The sequence below is a fragment of the Prevotella pectinovora genome, assembly GCF_041323955.1.
In the GTDB taxonomy this organism is placed as follows: Bacteria; Bacteroidota; Bacteroidia; order Bacteroidales; family Bacteroidaceae; genus Prevotella; species Prevotella pectinovora.
In genome coordinates this window covers 1,973,067-1,993,398 of the sequence record NZ_JBGLIV010000001.1, presented here as the reverse complement: position 1 = coordinate 1,993,398, position 20,332 = coordinate 1,973,067, and the positions used below count along the sequence as shown (strand labels likewise).

The following is a 20,332-nucleotide window of genomic DNA, read 5'->3' as shown; positions in this document are numbered from 1 at the left end:
ACATCCTCCATATTTGGACGGGCGGGTTGCAAGCAATTCTGTTTCTACGCGGCGTTCCATGCGAACGTCCGCGGGAAGGTTCATGCAGTTCTTCCTTTGTGTCATGATGCTGATGGCGTTCTCAGTGCAGAAGGCGTCGGCGTATGACGATTGGCAGGACAGCTGGATAAGTCAATGGTACGATGCGGAAAATGCCACTATCGTACTCGACATCCGCGTTTACCAATCGTGGGGTGGAGCAGGATCCGGCCATTGCGGATTCTGTCGTGATGACGGTTGGCTTGATGTCAGTGTGGCTGGATACGACATCCATCTCAAAGGTCCGAAAGACCAGTGGACAAGCTATGACCCTAACTCAGATCAGGTCACGGGAATCGACAAGAAATACGTACAATGGCTTGGTTTCAGAAAAACAGATGGCGACAAGGGATCTTATTTCATTAAGATCACCATTCCGCTGATACAGGACCGAATCGGAACAGACGTATTTGTAAAATACAAGGGAGTATGGTGGCGCGAATTGAAAACGGCGACGGATCAGGACGTTGATTTCACTGCAACCGTAGACACCCATTTCGGCTGTACGCCGACTATAATCACAAATGCCTATTATGGCGTAAAGGGGAATAAGCCTGGCTATGTCATCGCATGGAAAAAAGACGGAACGGCAAAGCAGAACTCCATTGACAAAAAGGGACATTTCAGACTCTGCTATTCAAACGGTGACCCCGTGCCAAACATCTCCACTATCGATGCGAGTCTTTATAGCAGTGGAGAGTTCTTTATCCCAGTGGAGAGTCTGAATCTTGACAATCCGTCTGAATACAAGATTATACAGCACTACGAGCCGACTTATAACAATAAGGTAATTTACGAGACATCAAGCTCTGCCAATAACACCCGTCCTGCCTATCCGCAGGTGAAGGAAATCAGCGCCAACTATGATCAGGTGACGCTCAAGGCGAAGGTGAACTGGAATCTCAGTGCGGCTCCGACGCAGAACTGCATTGAGGACAATATGGTGCTCACAATCAAGAGTACGAATAGGGCGACAAATGCTGTGGAGACAACCACACAGAATATCAAGTATATGGCTGGTAAGACAGCATACAGCTATGAGTTTGACGTACCTTTAGGCGAGAGCCTGAATTATGAATTCAGCATTAAACGTTCGCATACAGGCAACTCTGATGTATGGAACAACGCTTTCAGCAAGCAGACCTCTCTCTCGGCTTCTGCAAAGCACAGCAATGTTACGGCAGGTTCTGTACATGCTAAGCTTAGTGAAGACGACCAGACTGCCACTATCACTTGGCAGACTGAGGGCGACATCTGGAGTTCGGGCACCAAAGCGGTGCTTACACGTGTGAACGTTACGACCAATACTACTGACAACATTGAGCTGTCGAAGGAAGAATTCCTCAGCGGCAAGTATGTTGACGACATGATAATGGTGTGCAACGAATATCGTTACCGCCTTACTGTGAAGCCTGCCGAGGCTTACGGCACTCTGCCTACGGTGGCTGCTCCGGAGTCAATCATGCCCACAAGCATAGGTAATCTTGTTGCGTTCACAGCCGGCAAGGGATATTATTCTGATCGCGTGGAACTGGCATGGAGCAGCAAGGGCAACTTTGAGCGCTTCGTAATCAACCGCAAGGAGCATGGCGCTCCTGATACAGACTATAAGCAGATAGCCGTTACTGAGGGCAACGAGGCTCAGAACGACTATTACTATAACGACGTGAACGCCATTCCCGGCATTGTCTACGACTATCGTATCAAGGGACAGGTGATGTGCTCTGGCAATCTGCTTGAGAGCGACGAGGAACTTACTGACGTTGGTTTCCGCACACCTACGGGCGACATCTACGGCCGCGTAACATTCGAAAACGGACAGGCAGTGGCTGGAGCAAAGGTTACAGCTGAGCCTACCGAAGGCTCTGGCGTTCCCGGCAAGTCGTACGTTTTCAGCGGTGCGTCAAAGCTTACCGTCGACAACGAGTCGCTCTTGAAGGACGCTACGAAGGCTGCAACACTCCAGGCATGGGTACGAGCAGACAAGGAAGGTACTATCATCGAGAAGCCGGGCATGTACAAGCTGGCATACAACAACCAGTATATTGAGTTCACGGTAGGCTCTCAGACACTGAAGACTTCGAAGAAACTCAAGGACTACGCTTCTTCGGCACAGTTCGTGCATCTCTCAGCCGTGGCAAGTGCTACACACCTTATTGTATATATAAACGGTAAGGCAGTGGCAGAAGCCAAGCGTACGGCTCAGATTACGGGCAACGACAATAAGGTGGTGATTGGTGAAGGCTTCACCGGAGCCATCGACGAAGTTCGTATCTGGAACAAGGCGCTCAATGCTGACACCCTCGCCAACGACTACGACCGCTATATCGTAGGTAATGAGGACGGCCTGCAGGCTTACTACACCTTCGACTATTCGGTAGACAACGCCTTCTACGACATATCGTACAAGGGCACCAAGTACAACATGAACCATGGTGTGGCTACGGATGTTACTATCAGTTCGAAAGACATTCCTACTTCTGCACAGCTCGGCTACAGCAGCTACACAGCTGTAGACGGTTCATACCAGATTCGTTCGCTGCCCTACACCGGCAACGGAACCACTTATATGATTGTGCCTACTCTTGGCATACATCAGTTTGCGTCGGCTAAGGAGCTGCGCCTCATCAACTCGCAGTCACAGAGCCACACCGTGAACTTCACGGATAAGTCGTCGTTCAACATTTCGGGTAAGGTGATGTATAAGGGTGGCAACGTGCCCGTTGAGGGCGTGTCGTTCGCCGTGGATGGCGTCACCGTAATGGACGGCAAGAGCAACATTGTGAAGACCGACTCGCACGGACAGTTCACTATCAGCGTGCCCGTAGGACAGCACGAGGTGAAGGCTGTGCTTGCCAACCATACGTTCGAGAACGGCGGCAAGCTGACCAACACCGACGGCACCGACCGCAACTATCAGGACGACGACGGCGGCTTCGAAATCTTTGACGTTACAACCGTACGCTACATCGGACGCGTAGCTGGTGGTACGAAGCAGGAGGCGCTTCCCGTGGGTCACTCGCTCTCGAAGAACAACCTCGCTGACGACGTACGCATCGAACTCACCTATCCGAACGATAATTACAAGATGACAACTGAAGCTCGCGAGACTACACTCAATCACGTCAAGGGCGCATACGTAAGCAAGCAGCACCAGAACCGCGTAGCTTACAATGGCAACAAGATTACTATCTATCCTGACGCAGAAACGGGTGAGTTCTATGCCGACCTCATTCCTGAGAAGTATAAGATTAATGTAGTAGTGCCTGGTCATGACAAAATCCCGGGCAGTGGCGACGACCTCAACTTGAGCAACGAGTTTGCAAAGCAGAGCGAGGTGAATGCTTATGTCGACTCTATCTCTACGCAGGGCAAGTATGTCAATTGCAGCGACACTGTATATTACAACAAGAAGCAGCAGTTCATCAAGCGCTACACTCCGTCAATCATCGTGAAGGAGAAGGTGAAGGGTAAGCTTCAGGACTTCTTCGGAAAGGAAGAACTCAGCATCGCTACCCTCGACCAAACAAAGGCTATAAAGGTAAAGACCTACAATCCTGATAATGCTGCACAGCCTTACACACTCGGCGTGCCGGTGTATGAGCAGGGACAATACGTCACTTATCACATCACCACAGCGGAGGTGTACGAATATAAGGATAAGGACGGCAGACGTAAGGATGGCGTTAAGGAGGACATCGTGCCAACGCCTGAGGCTAAACTGTCATTCAGTAGAGGCGACATTGCGTACGGAACGCAAGAAGACATCACTACTGACGAGAACGGTGAGGCTGAATGGACTTTCCAGGTTAACAACCCGGAAATGACTTCGGCTCTGCGCTCAGCAGCTATGGATATGACCTACAGCGAAAACAGCGAAAGCACATCTTCTACAACAATCAACTGGAAGGGTGGCTTTGACGGCAAGGGAAATACTAAGGCTATCGTAATTGGTGCAAAGACTCTGGGATCGGACTTCGTTACGAACGGACCCGACAAGGTGCTCTTCGTGCTGCGCGACCCACCGGGAAGCAACTCTTATGCTTATCTTGAGAAGGGTGTGACAGTTACTTCTACAAGTACATATGAGGGAAATGTCACTAACGAGGGAGTATTGAACAACGAGGCAAAGGTTGGTGCCAAGGTCATCACCTTCACCGGTCTTGGTGCCGGAGTGGTGTACGAGAACGACGTGAAGAACGAATTCTCATTCGGTGCTTCTCACAGTGAGACAATCGGTGGTACAGACTCTGACACTAAGACGATGACCACTACCACACGCTTCGAGACAAGTAGCGACCCGCAGTATGTAGGAAGCGACGGCGACCTCTTCGTTGGCTATTCTACCAATATCGGTGTAGGCAAGACCGAAAACATCGCCGTTACTACACGTGAGATGTATCAGGCCAATCCTTCAGAATACGAACTGTTCAGCAATGTTACTCCCGAAAACAGTGAATATCTGCTTGTGAAGACTACTGGTCTGGGACTTTCGCAGAAGTATGGCACTATGTTCACCTATCCGCAGGTGCACATCGAGCAGGTGCTGTTGCCTAAACTTGAGGATGTACGCAACAAGTTGCTGCATCAGCCAGCTGAAGGTATCGACTTCCAGGCAATGGCTGACAACACCAAACTCCCAGTATACGTTTCGAAGTTGGCAGCTGACGATCCTAACTTCGGCAAGAGCAACAACGACAAGGTGTTTAAGGGTGCCAATGCCACCGACCCGATTGACGGACCAAGTTACAAGATCTACACTCCGGCAGGACAGCCGTTGAAGGAGGATACTATCATGTTCCTCAATCAGTCGATTGACAACTGGAAGATGCAGCTTCGCAATAACGAGGAACAGAAGGTGAAGGCAGAACTTATGCAGAACCATTCGTTCCAGGGCGGTGCTTCTTACGAATACTCTGAGGAGTATGAGGTTGGACGCTCGGAGACTCAACGCTTCTCTATCTTGATTGGCGCTCAGTTCACCAACAACTTCGGATGGACACTCAATGGCACTGGTATGGTGTTCACTTTAGACGAGAGCCTTACCACCGAACACGGCGGCGAGTTCTCAACTGAGGAAACTGCACGCCACTGCAAGGGCTACGTGCTCGCAGAGGAAGGCTCTGACTACATCTCTGTAGACGTATGCCGCGAGGCAGGATACAAGAACGGCGACCAGTACATCAAGTACAAGGACATGAAGGATGAAAAGGGACAGACCTTCTCTACATTCATCTTCAAGACCCGTGGCGGTGCTACGTCTTGTCCGTTCGAGGGCGAATACAAGACCAAGTATTACGAACCGGGACAGCACGTCATCAATGAGGCTACCGTTCAGATGGAAGTTCCGGAGATAACCGTTGAAAAGGACTTCATCGATAATGTTCCTTCTGGCAAGTCGGCTTACTTCACGCTCTATCTGCGCAACAACTCTGAGTCGCAGGACGACAACTGGTATAACCTCGTTATTGACGATGCCAGCAATCCTAACGGAGCACAGCTGCTCATCGATGGCGCACCGATCGGCAACGGCAGAGCATTGCTCGTACCGGCAGGCGGAACACTCACCAAGACACTCGAGGTGCGCAAGGGTTCGGTGATGAACTACGACAATCTCCGACTGATGCTTCAGTCGCAGTGTCAGTGTGACCCCACCGACTTCCAGGATGAAATATATGACGACGTGACGTTCAGCGTACACTTCACTCCCTCGGCTACTGACGTGAACCTGAAGAAGCCTACCGACAACTGGACATACAACACCAAGTTGGCAACAGCGGAGGTGAACGGCGTGCAGAAGCATTACATGGACGTAGTGATTGACGGATTCGATGTGAACTATGACAACTTCCATCGCATCATGCTTCAGTTCAAGCCGTCGTCGGGCAGCGACAACGACTGGACAACGCTCATGAGCTACTACAACGACCAGACTCTCTTCGACCAGGCAGTGAAGAATGGTATGAATGCAGAGATGATCAAGGCTGCTGATGCCGGTACTATCAAGTATCGCTGGTTTATGGACGACCAGCAGGATCAGCGTTACGACCTGCGCACTGTAGGTACGAGCATGATCAACAATGAAGAGGTATACAACTATTCTGCCGTACACAGCGGCATCAAGGATATGTATAACCCGCGCCTATTCGGTAGCGCTCAGCCAGCTAATGGTGTACTGACGGTCAACGACGAGGTGAAGCTCACATTCAACGAGCCTATAGCCGACGGACTCCTCACCGACAACAACTTCTCGGTGACAGGTATACGCAACGGCGCACAGACCGACCATAGCGTAAGCGTACGTCTTGACGGAAAGAACGACGAACTCGTGTCTGAGTTCCAGCGCAACTGGAGTGGCAAGAACCTCACCATCGAGATGTGGACTCTTGCAGACAAGCCTCAGGACGCTGTGCTCTTCAGCCAGGGCAACGCCAACAGTGCGATAGAGCTTGCAACGACGAGCGACAACCGCTTGAAGGTGAAGGTGGCTGATAAGACCATCGTCAGCGACAAGGCGTTCGACTACGAGCAGGGCACATGGGCACACGTGGCTCTTGTATATAATAATGAAGGAAACGTGTCGGCTTACTATAACTACGAACAGCTTATCAGCGCAGCTGAGGTGGGCGAGTACAATGGCGAGGGCGCTTACGTGTTCGGAGCCAGCGTAGACGGAAGCGGACACTTCGCAGGCAAGATGCACGGCGCCCGTATTTGGGACAAGGTAGTCACACCAGCACGTCTGCAGACCAACTCGCTGACAATGCTCTCAGGAGCCGAAAGCAATCTCATTGCTTACTATCCTATGTCAGAAGCTAAGGGCAGCGTTCTTGCCGACAAGGCACACGGTGCTAACCTTGAGATGCGAGGCGGCGAATGGGCTAACCCCGAGGGACGCGCAGCAGCGTTCAACGGTAAGGACCAGTATCTGAAGCTCTCTTCGGGCAGTTCATGTGTCGTAGACAACAGCATGGACTACACCATCGAGACATGGTTCAAGGCCGACGAGGCTCAGCAGACGGCTACCATCATCTCTAACGGACGCGGCGACGGCGAGGACATGGGCGGTTCGCTCAATCTCTTCGCTCTCAATCTGGAGGAAGGCCGTCTGGTGTTCCACAACAACGGTGTGCGTGTGGCGTGCGACGGTAGCTACGCCGACAACGACTGGCACCACGTAGCTGTAGCTGTCAACCGTACAAGCGGACGCGGACAGATATACGTGGACGGCAAGCTGAACACTTACTTCGAGGCAGCCGACCTTGGTGGCATAGCTGCGGCTTACATACATCTCGGCGCTCGTGTGTGGACTCCTGCCGACAACCTGCAGCAGGAGAAGGCAGACAACTTCTTCAAGGGCGAGATTGACGAGGTGCGTGTATGGAATCTCTACAAGAGCGAAACGCTCGTGGAGAACGGCAACAGCAACCGTCTTGACGGCACTGAGAAGGGACTCTTGGCTTACTATCCGTTTGAGACATACATCGAATGGCAGGGCGTGAAGGAACTGCAGTTCTCTCTGAAAGACCAGAAGCAGCAGGCTGACCCGACGCAGCAGGTGCCTGACGCAGTTGCGGTAGGCGGCGATGTCGAGACCAAGACCTCTGCACCCGTCAAGGCAAAGGGACCGGAGAGCAAGCTGCTCTACGACTTCGTAGTGAACAACGACGCGCTCATCATCAATCTGAAAGAGCCTTACGAGCGCATAGAGAAGACTATCGTGAAGTTCACCGTTGACGGCGTGCGCGACAAGAACGGCAACGAGATTCTCTCGCCGATAACATGGAGCGCATTCATCGACCGCAACCAGCTGAAGTGGAGCGACCGGGCTCTCACCGTAGTGAAGAAGCTCAACGAGGAGAAGACCATCAAGGTGAAGGCACTCAACAACGGCGGTTCAATCGAACACTTCACCGTAGAGAACCTTCCTTCATGGCTTGAGGCAGAACCGGCAAGCGGCACCATCGACCCGACAGCGTCGCAGGACATCGTGCTGACTATCGACCCGAGTCTGAACATCGGCACATACGACGAGACGCTCTATCTGCGTGGCGACAACAACGTGGTGGAGGCTCTGCAGCTCACGGTGAAGGTAGAGGGCGAGAAGCCCGACTGGACGGTGAACGCCGCCGACTTCAAGTATAATATGTCTGTCTTCGGCAAGCTGTATATCAATAAGGTATACTCTTCTGACGACGAGGACATGCTTGCTGCGTTCAGCAGCGGAAAGTGCGTAGGCGTATGCAACAACCGCTACTACAAGCAGAACGACATGTACTACGCCATGCTCACGGTCTACTCTAACGACGTAAGCAGCGACAACCTCGAGTTCCGCATCTGGGACGCAAGCACCGGACAGACCTACATAGCCGAGAGCGAGAAGCCGATAAGCTTCGAGAATAACGCCGTAGTGGGCAGTCCGTCGCAGCCAGTGCTCTTCACGGCGAAGGACTATCGTGTGCAGAACATCACGCTGAACGAGGGATGGACGTGGATATCGACGAACATCGCATCCGACAAACTCTCCGATCTTAACAAGCTGCTTGCCGACGGCAAGTGGACATCAGACGACCAGGTGAAGAACGAGCAGTACGGCTTCGCATCGTGGACAAAGCGCAACGGATGGATGGGACAGCTCACCGCCATCGACAACGACCAGATGTATCTCGTACACAGTTCGCAGCCGCAGAGCCTGCATATCTCAGGACCGGCGGTTGACCCCACCTCGCACAAGCTCACCATACGCGGAGCAAAGGCAGACGGCACAGCGCGCTGGAACTACATCTCGTATCTGCCTTCAGACAACTTCACGCTGAAGGAGGCTCTCGCCGGCTACGACGCCAAGGAAGGCGACATCGTGAAGTCGCAGACGCAGATGGCTATGTACAGCGGCAATCTGGGATGGATAGGCAGTCTGACGTACATGGAGAACGGCAAGGGATACATGCTCCTGCGCCAGTCGCAGGACGACGCTCAGCTGCAGTATCCGTCGAAGACTTCTGTAGGACGCAAGACTAAGGCTGCGATGGCAGCTGCCAAGAACGCTGACGGCACAAACGCTTACTTCCCCTACTCAGCCAACATGACGGCAGTGGTAGAGGTGGAAGGCGTAGAGCTGCAGCAGGGCGACCGCCTTGTGAGCTACGTAGCAGGCGAGCCGCGCGGCTATGCCGAGGCTATAGCTCTGCCCGACGGCAGAACCGTCTTCATGCTCACCATCGGTGGCGACAAGCCCGAGGCTGTTGACTTCACTGTAGAGCGCGACGGCGACGTCGTAGCCAAGGCACCGAGCGCTGTAAGCTATGCTGCCAACAGCAATGTGGGCACCCTCAGCGAGCCGATGCGCATCAGCTTCCTCGGCACCGAGGGCGGACTCTACATCTATCCGTCGCCGTTCTACTCGCAGCTGAAGATACGTGCCACTGTCGGCCGCAACGCCTATACAGATGTATACGTCAGCGACATGAGCGGCAAGCGTATCGTGGCATGGAACGACTGCAACGCTGGCGGCAATGTAGACATCACATGGAACGCCGGCAACACGGTTCCGGCTGGTGTGTATATCGTCAGCATCGCCGTAGACGGCAACGTTTATTCGATGAAGGCTATCAAGAAGTAATATTTTAAAAAGAAAGACTATATGAAATATATAAAGTATTCGTTTCTCGCCGCATTGGGCTTACTCTTCGCACAATGCACCGAAGAGGGCGACAAGACTTATCCGCAACAACCCGCTCCCCAGTGGAGCGTGGTTGAGGAGGACTTCGTAAGCGAGACTCCAACATGGCAGGTGGCGTCTGCCACTCCTGCTTCCGCCCCGATGTGGCGAGCCGACTTCAGCGGCAACGATCAGGCGCCGTTGTGGAGCGACCCCGACAAGAGTGTCTATCCGATGAGCATGACTGCCGTAGTGCGTCTCTCGCCGGTGCTCGAAACGCTTGCCACCGACGGCGACAAGATGGCTGCCTTCATTGGCGGCGAGTGTCGCAGTGTGGCTAAGACGGTGATGAACGACGGCGTGCGCCTCTTCTTCATCCACGTGAAGGCGCCGTCGAGCGAGAACGGCAATGTGGAGTTCCGCTATTACAGTGCTGCCGCCAAGCGCACGTATGTCTCCGTAGCGTCAGACGTCAGATATGAGGTCGACAAGATTTACGGCACAGCCGACGCGCCCGCCTATCCCGACTTCGAGCAGTCGGGACCCTTCCCCGTACCTACCAAGGTATGGGTGAAGGTGGACAAGGCGAAGCTGCCCTTCAACGTAGCTGCAGGCGACGAGCTGCAGGCGTTTGTGGGCGACGAGTGTCGCGGCATAAAGCACGTGGAGAGCGAGGCTGATATGCTCTACTGGTACGACATCCTCGGACGTGCCGAGGGCGAGCAGGTGATATTCCGCTATTACAGCGCGGAGAAGAAGCAGGTGTTCGTTTCCGAGCAGTCCTTCGTTATCGGCAAGCGCGGTTCGGTGGTTGGTTCTGAGGAACAGCCGCAGACTCTCAGCTTCGTGCCGCAAGGCAGCATGATCGCTTATCTCACCCTTGACGCCGTTACAGGCAGCTATGCCGACAAGAGCGGCGACAAGCTGGCGGCGTTCATTGGCAATGTGTGCGCCGGCGTGGGCGAACTTGTGGGCGAGCAGGACGGCAGACCGGTATACAAGATGGTGGTCAACGGCGTCAGCTCACAGGCGGCGTCTGTAGACATACGCTATTACAGCCATCGCAACAGCTACGTGTTCACGGCTCCTGCATGCCTCGCCTTCGCCGACGGCAAGGTGGAGGCTTCGCCCGAGCAGCCGCTCACCCTGCCTCTCGTTCTCGCCGGCAAGCATCCGCTCAAGATGACAGCTTGTGTGGCATTGCCTCAGAACATCGTGCGCCAGGCAACGGCAGACGACCTGATGGCTGCATTCGTGGGCGCAGAATGTCGCGGCATGGCAAAGGCAGAACAGGCGGAGAACGGCGAGTATGTCTTCCGCATGGAGATAAACGGCAGCATGGGAGCGGAGGAACCCGTTACGCTGAAGTATTATGCCGCACGCAACAAGTGTCTCTATCAGGCTGTCTCGGCTTTCACGTTTGCCGGCGGCGCAAGCTACGGCACAGCTGGCGAGCCCAGCAGACCTGCTTTCCTCATTGTTGAATAAGCTTAAAACCTATCTGTATATATGAATAAGAAAACTATAATAAGCATGGTGCTGGGGTGCATGTCGCTGCTCCCGGCATCTGCGCAGAACGGATGGTTCGTTGAGGCGGGCGGAGGCGTGCAGACTATCTTCTCGAGCGATGCCGGCAAGCTGCACTTCGGCAAGCGTCTCACTCCTTCATACCACGTCGGCGTCGGCAAGTGGATCACTCCGGCTTACGCCCTGCGCCTGCAGATTGGCGGCTATGCGCTCAACGGCATGTCCACATCCGAAGGACTCTATCTGCGCGACCCGCAGACCGACGGCTCTATATACGGGCCTCACGACCCCGTTATCGACAATGTGACGGTCCGCCCCGACGGCACCTATCGCCATTATCTGCGTTACGTCAACGCTCATGCCGACTTCATGGTGAGCCTCTCGCGTCTGCTCTTCCGCAGCGAGGGCCGCTTCGATGTGCTTCCGGCTGTAGGATTGGGCTACGCCCGCACCTTCGCCTATCGCGGCACGGCGGACGCCAACTCGCTCACAGCCAACTTCTCTATAGCCGCCAAGTACAGCGTGCTGAAGTGCATGGATGTAAACCTTGAGATAGCTTCGGCTCTCATGCCCGACCATTTCGACGGTCGCATCACTGGTCGCAAGTACGAGCCGACGCTCGGTGCAACGCTCGGACTGACCTATCGCTTCAACGCCTCAAAGCCTTGCGCCAAGAAGCAGCGCTGCCATAAGCTCCGTCGTGAAGCCGTGGTCGACACGGTGTACGTGAAGGAGCGGATAGTGGAGCGTCCCGTCTTTAAGGACCGCATAGTGGAGAAGTCGGTTGCGAAGAAACAGGAAGCGTTCCGTCTCGCCTCGGTCAGCTTCGCTTGCGCTTCCGCCAAGCCAGAGAAGAAGCAGGACATAGTGTTTGAGAACATCGTCGAATATCTCAAGCAGAACCCTTCTGCCCGCATCCGTCTCGACGGCTATGCCGACAAAGCCACAGGCAAGGCGCGCACCAACTTGATGCTTTCCATACGCCGCACCGACAGCGTGCGTAATATCCTCATAGAGCGTTACGGCATCGCTCCGTCGCGCATCGAGGCGCAAGGCATCGGCAGCAATGCGCAGCCATACGAAGATAACGATCTTAATCGCGTAGTGATTGTAACAGCACTGCCCGAGTGATGCGTGTTTAGTAAAAAGAAAAAGGGGATATTTCTTCAGAAAAAGGAAGAACTTCTTTAAGAGAAAGGGGAGATTTCTTCAGCCCCAAGCACATTACCGCAGCGTGGTACTTCTGTTTCCGCAATGCGGTAATCTTATTTCCGCTACGCGGTAATGATATTTTCGCTACGCGGTAATCTTGTTTCCAGTCTGCGTTAATCGCATTGACAGGCTGGCAGATGGCTTGTTAAGGCTGGGGGATAGGCTGGTAGATAACCCGATTATCGAGTTATCTGCCAGCCTTTATTTTGCTTATATACAACGAGTTATGTCGAAACTGGAAGATATGGCAGATTTTTTCACGTACATACAACTATTTTGAAACAACAATCCATTGCCCATTTTTATCACTTCCGTTACGTGTAATGTAACCTTCCTTTCTTAACGAAGTAAGTTCTCTTTTTAACGTTGCAAGCGAAATACCCAGTTTGTTTGCCAAATTTTCTCTTATTATTGATGGACTTTGCTTCATGATAGATAGTATAGTTTGTTGCCGTTCATTTACAGGCTCATTTACAGGCTCATTTGTAGGCTCGTTTTGAATATGGAGAGTCAATTTTACCTGCATAAGTTCGGGTTGCTCCTGAAACTCAAGCTTTATCCGATGCTTTTCATTCTCTTATATAGTTTTTTACAATTTATCTATTATCACACATTCTTCCAACTTATCGAAAGTCGTATCAACAAACGTGTGGACTATCATCTTTGTTGTGTCTATTGGTTGGAATTCTGCATATTGCTTGCGAACATACCGAAGTTCAAAAGCCAGGCGGAGAGCCTTGCTGTCGGCATCATCTTCATCCGTTTGTTTTGCCTCTTTGCCCGTGATAGTCCGCACCTTGACAATCTCATACACATCACGTATTCCTTTTCCTTTGATGTATGGCATGAAGAAGTGAAGATCTTGCAAGGCGATGGTTGTTGGAAACTGTTTTCCTGAATAATACAAGGTTGCAGTTCCGTCCATAAATGCTTGAAACAGCCTGTTGTCTTCTTTCACCAATCCAATAAGTACACGATTGCCCACCTCTACATACGCACCCTTTTGTGGTATGACATGAGCAATGGTCTCGTATGATTTGGTATGTATAAGTTCATCAATGGTATTTGTAAATCGCATTATATCAATTACTTGTACTTTAAACGATAGAAAAGTGATTGCCTAGATTCTAAAGATTGGGGAAAAGACGAACATTTAACGTTTTTAACTTTTTTGAACCCCAAATGGCCCGCAAGTGTGCAATAAATTGATTAAGTCATGGTATTTTATTCTTGAAGTCGTCTTTTCTGGCAATATTGCCCCTAATGTAAAAAGCGACACATTATTTATATAGGAATGCCATCTATACAGCAAGAAAAACGCTATAATTTGCCAATGAAACTTAATTTCAACACTTAAAGTATTGCTGTATAAAAGAACTTTTGTATCTTTGCGGTCGGAAATATTTATTATCATTCCGACCATAATTTATATACAAAATCGATGGAGAATGCAGTAGTACAACAGATTAGAAAAAGGATTACTCGCAGTAAGTTTGGCGAGATATTCTTTGTTTCTTCTTTTCCCCAATATGATGTCGAGTACGTCACAAAACTGCTCGCCATCTTTGAGAAAGAAGGATTGATTACACGAATAGCCAAAGGTGTGTATGTCAAGGCACGTAAAACACGTTTTGGCATCCTTTATCCTTCGGCTTACGAATTAGTGAAAGAGATTTCCAAACGAGATAAGGCAAAAGTTATACCTACGGGAGCCACTGCTGCTAATCGCTTAGGATTCTCAACGCAAGTACCCATGAACACTATTTTTCTGACTACTGGGTCTGGGCGAAAAATGAAATTAGGGAATCGAACAGTGACTCTGAAGCATGGGGCACCTAAGAACTTTGCATTCCGCGGACGTTTGATGCCAGAATTGGTACAAGCATTACGCAGCATTGGTGAGCATAACATCACTCAGGATGTTGAAGCGAGGATTAGACAACTGTTCTCGGAAACTCCTGAGACTGACACCATAGAATATGATTTGTTGTTGGCTCCTGTATGGATGCGACAAGTTATAAAGAGAGGAATAAAATGAGTAAATGGATTGATTTCTCGCTCGACGAGCGAAAGGCGATGATACAAGGTGTGGTCGAGGCACGGCAAATTGATGAAGCTGCTGCCGAGAAGGACTGGTGGGTAACGGCAGTGTTGTATGCCCTTTTTCACTCCAGTGTATCAGAATATCTGTTATTCAAAGGTGGTACGAGTCTCAGTAAAGGCTGGGATATCATCAACCGATTCAGTGAAGATATTGATTTAGCATTGAGCCGTGACTATTTTCTGAACGTCAAGCAACTCTCTTGTGCAAGCTGTACCAGTAATACGCAAATACATAATCTTCGAGAGAAAGGACAGGACTTCTTGTATGGCGAGTTCAAAGACGAGTTATCGGCGAAACTTGTCGAAATGGGGCTTGAAGTAACAGTTCTCACAGACAATGACATATCCAATGAAAATGGTGAGCCCCAAAAGGTTCCACACGATAAAGACCCATCTGTTCTTTATGTTCAATATCCTTCACTCTACGATAGCCAAGCCGCATACGCAATACCAACGGTTAAAGTAGAGATTAGCGTGTTGTCAATGTCCGAGCCTTACGAGATGAGAAGAATTTCATCACTTATAGAACAGACCTTCAAGGATGAAGATGTGGATTCCGACCTTGTCCAGACAATCCGCACTGTCAGTCCCGCCAGGACTTTCTTGGAAAAAGCTTTCCTCTTGTGTGAAGAGTTCCAGAAGGACGAACCGAGAACGCATAGAATGACACGTCACTTCTACGACTTGGAGAGACTGATGCAAACCCCATACGCAGAAATGGCTCTTAATGATTTGGTGCTCTATCATGAGATTGTGGAGCATCGTCGCAAGTTCTATCATGTTGGTTATGTGGATTACGACAAAGAGCTACCTGCCACTATTCAGATTGTACCAAGTGACGAACTGATGTCCTCTTACGAAGCTGACTATAACGAAATGAAGGAGAGCTTCATTTATGGGCAACCTCTGACTTTCGGCGAGTTGATGGAAAAGATAACGAACCTTCAAGAACAATTCCGAGCTTTAGATGTCCCTAAAGGTTGAATGTAGATGAATTTTTAACAAAATCTACTTTTTCTCCAACCTCTGCCACGGCTTGGCGTACCCTTAGAGTAATTTTGCAGAAAAAACATAAAATATGATTAATAACGATAGAGGGCAAAGCCTGATTAGCAAGTACGTATGGGTGATAGAAACCATCTATCGCAGACGCAAAATTTCATTCAAAGAACTGAATGAACGGTGGCTTCGTGATACGGATATTAGTAGAGGTGTGGATATTCCAAAACGTACCTTCGACAACTGGCGTTATGTTATCTGGGATATGTTTGGTATCAACATCGCCAATGAAGGGCGTGGCGAGTACCGTTATTACATCGAGAATGAAGAGGATATTAGCAAGAACGGACTCCGTTCTTGGCTTTACAACACATTCTGTGTGAGCAATGCCCTGGCAAACAGCCAGAGCATCAAAGACCGTATCATTCTGGAATACGTGCCGTCTGGTCAGGACTACCTTCAGCCCATCATCGAAGCGATGAAGGAAAACCGTGTACTCAATATGACTTACCACAGCTATTGGAAGGACGAAGAGAACAACTTCGATGTGCAGCCGTATTGTGTAAAACTGTTCCGTCAACGTTGGTACATGGTTGCTCGTAGCACCTATTCCTATTATTATAAGAAAGGGCCACGTATCTATTCTCTTGACAGAATTAAATATCTTCATGCAACAGCAGAGACTTTTGAAATTCCAAAAGACTGGACAGCACAGGACTTCTTTGATGGCTGCTTCGGCATTATCGCTGAACAGTCAGTTAAAATCCAGCCAGTCAAGTTGAAGGTATCAGCAGGACAAGCCAACTATATACGTGACTTGAAGATGCATGAGTCGCAGGAAGAGATAGAGCGTAATGAAGAGTACAGTATTTTCACCTTCAATCTCCGTCCAGAGTTCGACTTCCAGCAGGAACTGCTTTGGAATGGAGAAGACATGGAGGTACTTGAACCCTACTGGCTCCGCAAGGAGATTGCCGGTAAGATAAAAAGAATGTGGAACAAATACAAAGATGACCCGAAATGAAGGATTTTGCAGCTATAGATTTTGAAACGGCTAACAATGAGCGCAGCTCCGTTTGTTCTGTTGGTATCGTTATTGTACGAAATGGTGAGATTGTAGATACGTTCTACTCTCTCATCCAGCCAGAGCCGAACTATTATAATTACTGGTGTTCTCAGGTTCATGGACTCAGTCATGAAGACACCGACGATGCACCAGTATTTCCAAAAGTATGGGCGCAGATTGAACCTCTGATAGAGGGTTTACCACTTGTTGCTCATAACAAACCCTTTGATGAAGGTTGTCTGAAAGCCGTATTCCGTGTATACCAGATGGACTATCCTGACTATGAGTTCTACGACACCCTATGCGTCTCACGACAAGTGCTCCCTGATTTAGAGAATCACCAGCTTCAGACTGTGGCAGCAGCCTGTGGTTATGAGTTGGAAGATCATCACCACGCCCTTGCCGATGCAGAGGCATGTGCATGGATAGCAAGAGAAATTTTATAACATTAAATTTGAATAGTACGATTATGAAAATAGAAACAAAAGGTATATTTGAGGCTCTTCCCAATTGTATGTCTCTCCAAGAAATAATAGAATATTTAGATTCAAGGAATTATGACGAAAGGAAAGCGAAAGAAGAATATCACGAAATGTATGAAGAAGGCTCTATAATCTTAAACAACAAGTTTAAAATAGAATGTGAAAGTAAGGATAGAGTTCAGATTAACTATACAGAATTTGAAAGACCTTCTATACTATTAGATGACCGCATCGTTCATCAACCATCTTGGTTAATTGTACCAACAACATACTCGAATGATGTGTGGGTAAGAGGTACGATCGTTTGTTATTTTCATCAAAAAGAAGAGTTAGTATCCGATCCATACTTGGGACAAATCAAATGTAAACACTCCATAAAAAGAACTTACTCCGGGGTGGTTCATTGTCCATATACAGAATTAACAACTCAAAGACTCGAGTCGATGTTAACTGAGAGTATCAGGAACATTAAATATATTATTGATGAAGTTCGCTATGATGATGTAGAAAACACCGAAAATTCAAAAAACACTATCCCCATCATAAGAAGATAATTTAAATCATATGAAAAATTTATCATATTCGCTACGGCAAATCGCATCCTGGACCTCAAATAATTCCGAAGTTTTGATTCCTGCGCTTCAGCGCGGACTTGTATGGAAACCACGTCAGGTTGAACTTCTTTGGGATTCTATCCTTAGAGGGTTTCCAATAGGTTCTTTTATGCTATCAGACATTGTAAACAATGAAGGAGCAGGAAAATACTACCTTATGGACGGACAACAGAGATACAATGCGATTAGTATCGGTTTTAACACCGTTCCAAATGCGAGGGCTGTTTTGTGGATTGATCTTGTACCCCCTTCTTCAAAAAGTTCGACACGCACATTCTGGGTTAAGACCACAACTACTCCGCACCCTTGGGGATTTAAGAACGACGATGATGCGAATCGACTAAATACAGCAGAAAAAAGAAATGCTCTGAATGAGTTTAATTTAAAAGGGAACATCTATAATGACCATTTTTCTTTGACCGAAACATGGCCTATAGAGGCAAATCTACCAATTCCCCTATTTTGTTTATTGGAGGCTGCGGAGAAAAGTAATGATGATAAAACATTTGCCGACGAAGCACTGGCAATTTTCAATGCCACTAATTTCTCCTTCAGAAAGTCCTTCAATGAGAAATTTAAGCAATCCGATATTGCCTTGGATTATCTACGTGGCACTTTATTCCCTGCTTTTAAGGCTTTGAAGGATTATACGATTACTTGCAACCACCTTCCAAAGGAGGTAATGGAGACAGAGACCACAGAAGATTCTGCAGCCCAAACAACTTTGGAGGTGCTATTCACCCGTCTTAATACTGGTGGTACGGCAATTTCAAGAGATGACCTGAATTATTCTGCGATTAAAGCTTACTGGCCATCCATCAAAGATGTAAACGATGCATTGGCGGAGAAATACATGAATCCCGCCAAGTTAGTGATGCTTGCATTCCGTCTAGCATTGACCTCTGATGAGGACAAAAACTTTAAAAACGAAATGACTATCAAGCAAATCCGAAGTGCTGCAAAGAAACTAGAAGAGAAGGAAAAGATAGAAGCTTTGTATAAGGATAATCAGTTAGAAATTATCCTTGACAAAGTTGACGAATGGTTAGGAGTAAAAGAAGAAACAGATCTTCGGACACCGAGTATCTTGCGGACAATAATAGCTCGAAACTCACCTGATGTTTATTTGTTACTCATGTATCTTGCCAGCAAAGATGCAAAATCTTCTATAAATCTAACTATCCAGGAGATAAGAGCACTCGCATTCTTGCTACATTGGTTCGGAAATGACAAAAAGAGTTGTGTACAAGAGATGTTTTATCGATTCAAAAAAGGTATTAACCGACAGAATATCTTAATGGGTATTTCTAGATTGATGCATGATTGCCAACTCCTTCATGTTTACACTCCTACAGAAGTACGAAAATTCTTTACAATAGAAGAGTCCAGAAATTGGAGATTATGGAAAAGTCTTTCTGCACCAAGTCGAAATTTCTTCGATAGGACTTTCTGGTATGGTACCGCAGAGGCTAAACAGATTCTATTATATGCGGAAAGAGAATATATAAATACACACTTCCGCAATTATGACCCTGCACGGCAAGATATGTGGGCTGAAGAAAATCGTCCCTGGGACTTTGATCATATTGTTCCTCAAGATTGGATTACAGGAAAGAGGAACGCCGATTATCGAGAATATGATAAAGATTGGCTATGGAGCATTGGGAACATGGCAGCGATTTCTTTTGAAGCGAATAGAAGTAAGAGCAATTCCAGCCAATACTCCGAATACCACGAAAATAAAGAGTCGCTTCATTATCTGCAAGATATAGAATCGATTAAGTCTGATATAACATACAACCAGCATCAGAGTGTGAATTTTGCGAAAATAACGTTTGAAAGGTATTGTATGATTTATGCTGCTGCTTATTCAGTGATAAAGCCATTAGTCGAAGAAGTTGTACTTTCAGATACTTTACAAAAACGAAAAGAATTAATACTTGCAATCACCAAAGAACTTCCTGAGGCAAAAGCTCACTTTGCTGCGAATGATGGAAATGATCATTGGATAGAACGGGAACAGGATTGGGCCAGGGAATGGATTGGTATTGGCATTGTAATTGGGGACTTTATGGTTTGTTATGAATGGCATGGTGTCATTGATAATGGTTTCGTAAAGAATGCCGAAGTAGGCATTCGAAAAGCTCCTGGAACGCAAGTAACTCGTGAGAATCAACGCTTGTTCAATGGCGATGATGCTGACTCTATGGAATTGAATGATTGGTGGTACGATTGTAAGTTTGATTTTCAGAGTCTTGATGCAAATGTTATTGTCGAGGAAATGAAATCATACATGAATAAGATACGACAAGTTGCAAAATTGTAATTTTCATAGGATACATTATTAACTCAAAAAGTAAACAATTATGGCATTATTCAAAGTATCTATTAAACAGTCTGGGCAATACAATGGCTGCAAAGTTGAAAAAGGAATGGAAGTTGAAGTTCCCTACAATGGTTTTGCCCACAATTTGACAGGCACAGTGCAAGGACAAGAGCTTATTGTTACAGCTTTTCAACGCAAGTATGGATTGAATATAAAACCTATCATGGGTGCATGGGGTTCTTATCTGGATATTAAGCAAATGTAAAC

At 48.4% G+C, this 20,332-nt stretch carries 12 protein-coding genes; 10 read left to right on the top strand and 2 right to left on the bottom strand.

Annotation, left to right across the window (positions count from 1 at the left end):
• The first annotated feature begins 58 nt into the window (after positions 1-58).
• From ACDC99_RS07920 to ACDC99_RS07910, 3 genes are read left to right on the top strand one after another with little or no spacing between them, the layout of a single operon-like run.
• A complete protein-coding gene (locus ACDC99_RS07920) occupies positions 59-9,697 on the top strand; it encodes a LamG-like jellyroll fold domain-containing protein (protein ID WP_370756521.1) in 9,639 nt (3,212 codons plus the stop codon).
• Between the two features lie 21 nt (positions 9,698-9,718).
• Entirely contained in the window at positions 9,719-11,224 is a 1,506-nt protein-coding gene (locus tag ACDC99_RS07915) for a hypothetical protein (RefSeq protein WP_370756520.1), read from the top strand.
• Between the two features lie 21 nt (positions 11,225-11,245).
• Entirely contained in the window at positions 11,246-12,394 is a 1,149-nt protein-coding gene (locus ACDC99_RS07910) for an OmpA family protein (RefSeq protein ID WP_308007207.1), read from the top strand.
• Between the two features lie 352 nt (positions 12,395-12,746).
• On the opposite strand, the gene ACDC99_RS07905 is transcribed toward ACDC99_RS07910, so the two are convergent.
• The gene (locus ACDC99_RS07905; protein WP_308007206.1) at positions 12,747-13,001 is read right to left on the bottom strand and encodes a MarR family transcriptional regulator; all 255 of its coding nucleotides are present in this window, start codon (positions 12,999-13,001) and stop codon (positions 12,747-12,749) included.
• Positions 13,002-13,064: 63 nt separating this feature from the next.
• Positions 13,065-13,553 (bottom strand): hypothetical protein, encoded by a 489-nt coding sequence (locus ACDC99_RS07900; protein ID WP_022316771.1) that lies wholly within the window; start codon positions 13,551-13,553, stop codon positions 13,065-13,067.
• A 363-nt stretch (positions 13,554-13,916) separates the two neighbouring features.
• Between ACDC99_RS07900 and ACDC99_RS07895 the strand changes: the two genes are divergently transcribed.
• The 7 genes from ACDC99_RS07895 to ACDC99_RS07865 all read left to right on the top strand — a co-directional run bounded on the left by ACDC99_RS07895 (position 13,917) and on the right by ACDC99_RS07865 (position 20,330).
• Positions 13,917-14,513, top strand: coding sequence for a DUF6088 family protein (locus tag ACDC99_RS07895; protein ID WP_370756519.1), 597 nt, complete (start codon positions 13,917-13,919; stop codon positions 14,511-14,513).
• Positions 14,510-15,562 carry a nucleotidyl transferase AbiEii/AbiGii toxin family protein gene (locus tag ACDC99_RS07890; protein WP_094387112.1) on the top strand — a complete coding sequence of 351 codons (1,053 nt, stop codon included), beginning with the start codon at positions 14,510-14,512 and terminating at the stop codon, positions 15,560-15,562. Before ACDC99_RS07895 ends, ACDC99_RS07890 begins: the two co-directional genes overlap by 4 nt.
• Before the next feature lie 94 nt (positions 15,563-15,656).
• Positions 15,657-16,601, top strand: a complete 945-nt coding sequence (locus tag ACDC99_RS07885; RefSeq protein ID WP_370756518.1) for a helix-turn-helix transcriptional regulator — start codon at positions 15,657-15,659, stop codon at positions 16,599-16,601.
• A complete protein-coding gene (locus ACDC99_RS07880) occupies positions 16,598-17,089 on the top strand; it encodes a 3'-5' exonuclease (protein ID WP_370756517.1) in 492 nt (163 codons plus the stop codon). Before ACDC99_RS07885 ends, ACDC99_RS07880 begins: the two co-directional genes overlap by 4 nt.
• Positions 17,090-17,112: 23 nt before the next feature.
• Complete coding sequence (locus ACDC99_RS07875) at positions 17,113-17,679, top strand: hypothetical protein (RefSeq protein WP_370756516.1); 567 nt, start codon at positions 17,113-17,115, stop codon at positions 17,677-17,679.
• 10 nt (positions 17,680-17,689) lie between these two features.
• The gene (locus tag ACDC99_RS07870) at positions 17,690-20,065 is read left to right on the top strand and encodes a GmrSD restriction endonuclease domain-containing protein (RefSeq protein WP_370756515.1); all 2,376 of its coding nucleotides are present in this window, start codon (positions 17,690-17,692) and stop codon (positions 20,063-20,065) included.
• 40 nt (positions 20,066-20,105) lie between these two features.
• Positions 20,106-20,330 carry a DUF6140 family protein gene (locus ACDC99_RS07865; RefSeq protein WP_370756514.1) on the top strand — a complete coding sequence of 75 codons (225 nt, stop codon included), beginning with the start codon at positions 20,106-20,108 and terminating at the stop codon, positions 20,328-20,330.
• The last annotated feature ends 2 nt before the right edge of the window (positions 20,331-20,332 follow it).

Coding starts and splice junctions, on each gene's coding strand:
- ACDC99_RS07920 (WP_370756521.1), top strand. CDS start 59: ATGCGAACGTCCGCGGGAAGGTTCATGCAGTTCTTCCTTTGTGTCATG.
- ACDC99_RS07915 (WP_370756520.1), top strand. CDS start 9,719: ATGAAATATATAAAGTATTCGTTTCTCGCCGCATTGGGCTTACTCTTC.
- ACDC99_RS07910 (WP_308007207.1), top strand. CDS start 11,246: ATGAATAAGAAAACTATAATAAGCATGGTGCTGGGGTGCATGTCGCTG.
- ACDC99_RS07905 (WP_308007206.1), bottom strand. CDS start 13,001: ATGCAGGTAAAATTGACTCTCCATATTCAAAACGAGCCTACAAATGAG.
- ACDC99_RS07900 (WP_022316771.1), bottom strand. CDS start 13,553: ATGCGATTTACAAATACCATTGATGAACTTATACATACCAAATCATAC.
- ACDC99_RS07895 (WP_370756519.1), top strand. CDS start 13,917: ATGGAGAATGCAGTAGTACAACAGATTAGAAAAAGGATTACTCGCAGT.
- ACDC99_RS07890 (WP_094387112.1), top strand. CDS start 14,510: ATGAGTAAATGGATTGATTTCTCGCTCGACGAGCGAAAGGCGATGATA.
- ACDC99_RS07885 (WP_370756518.1), top strand. CDS start 15,657: ATGATTAATAACGATAGAGGGCAAAGCCTGATTAGCAAGTACGTATGG.
- ACDC99_RS07880 (WP_370756517.1), top strand. CDS start 16,598: ATGAAGGATTTTGCAGCTATAGATTTTGAAACGGCTAACAATGAGCGC.
- ACDC99_RS07875 (WP_370756516.1), top strand. CDS start 17,113: ATGAAAATAGAAACAAAAGGTATATTTGAGGCTCTTCCCAATTGTATG.
- ACDC99_RS07870 (WP_370756515.1), top strand. CDS start 17,690: ATGAAAAATTTATCATATTCGCTACGGCAAATCGCATCCTGGACCTCA.
- ACDC99_RS07865 (WP_370756514.1), top strand. CDS start 20,106: ATGGCATTATTCAAAGTATCTATTAAACAGTCTGGGCAATACAATGGC.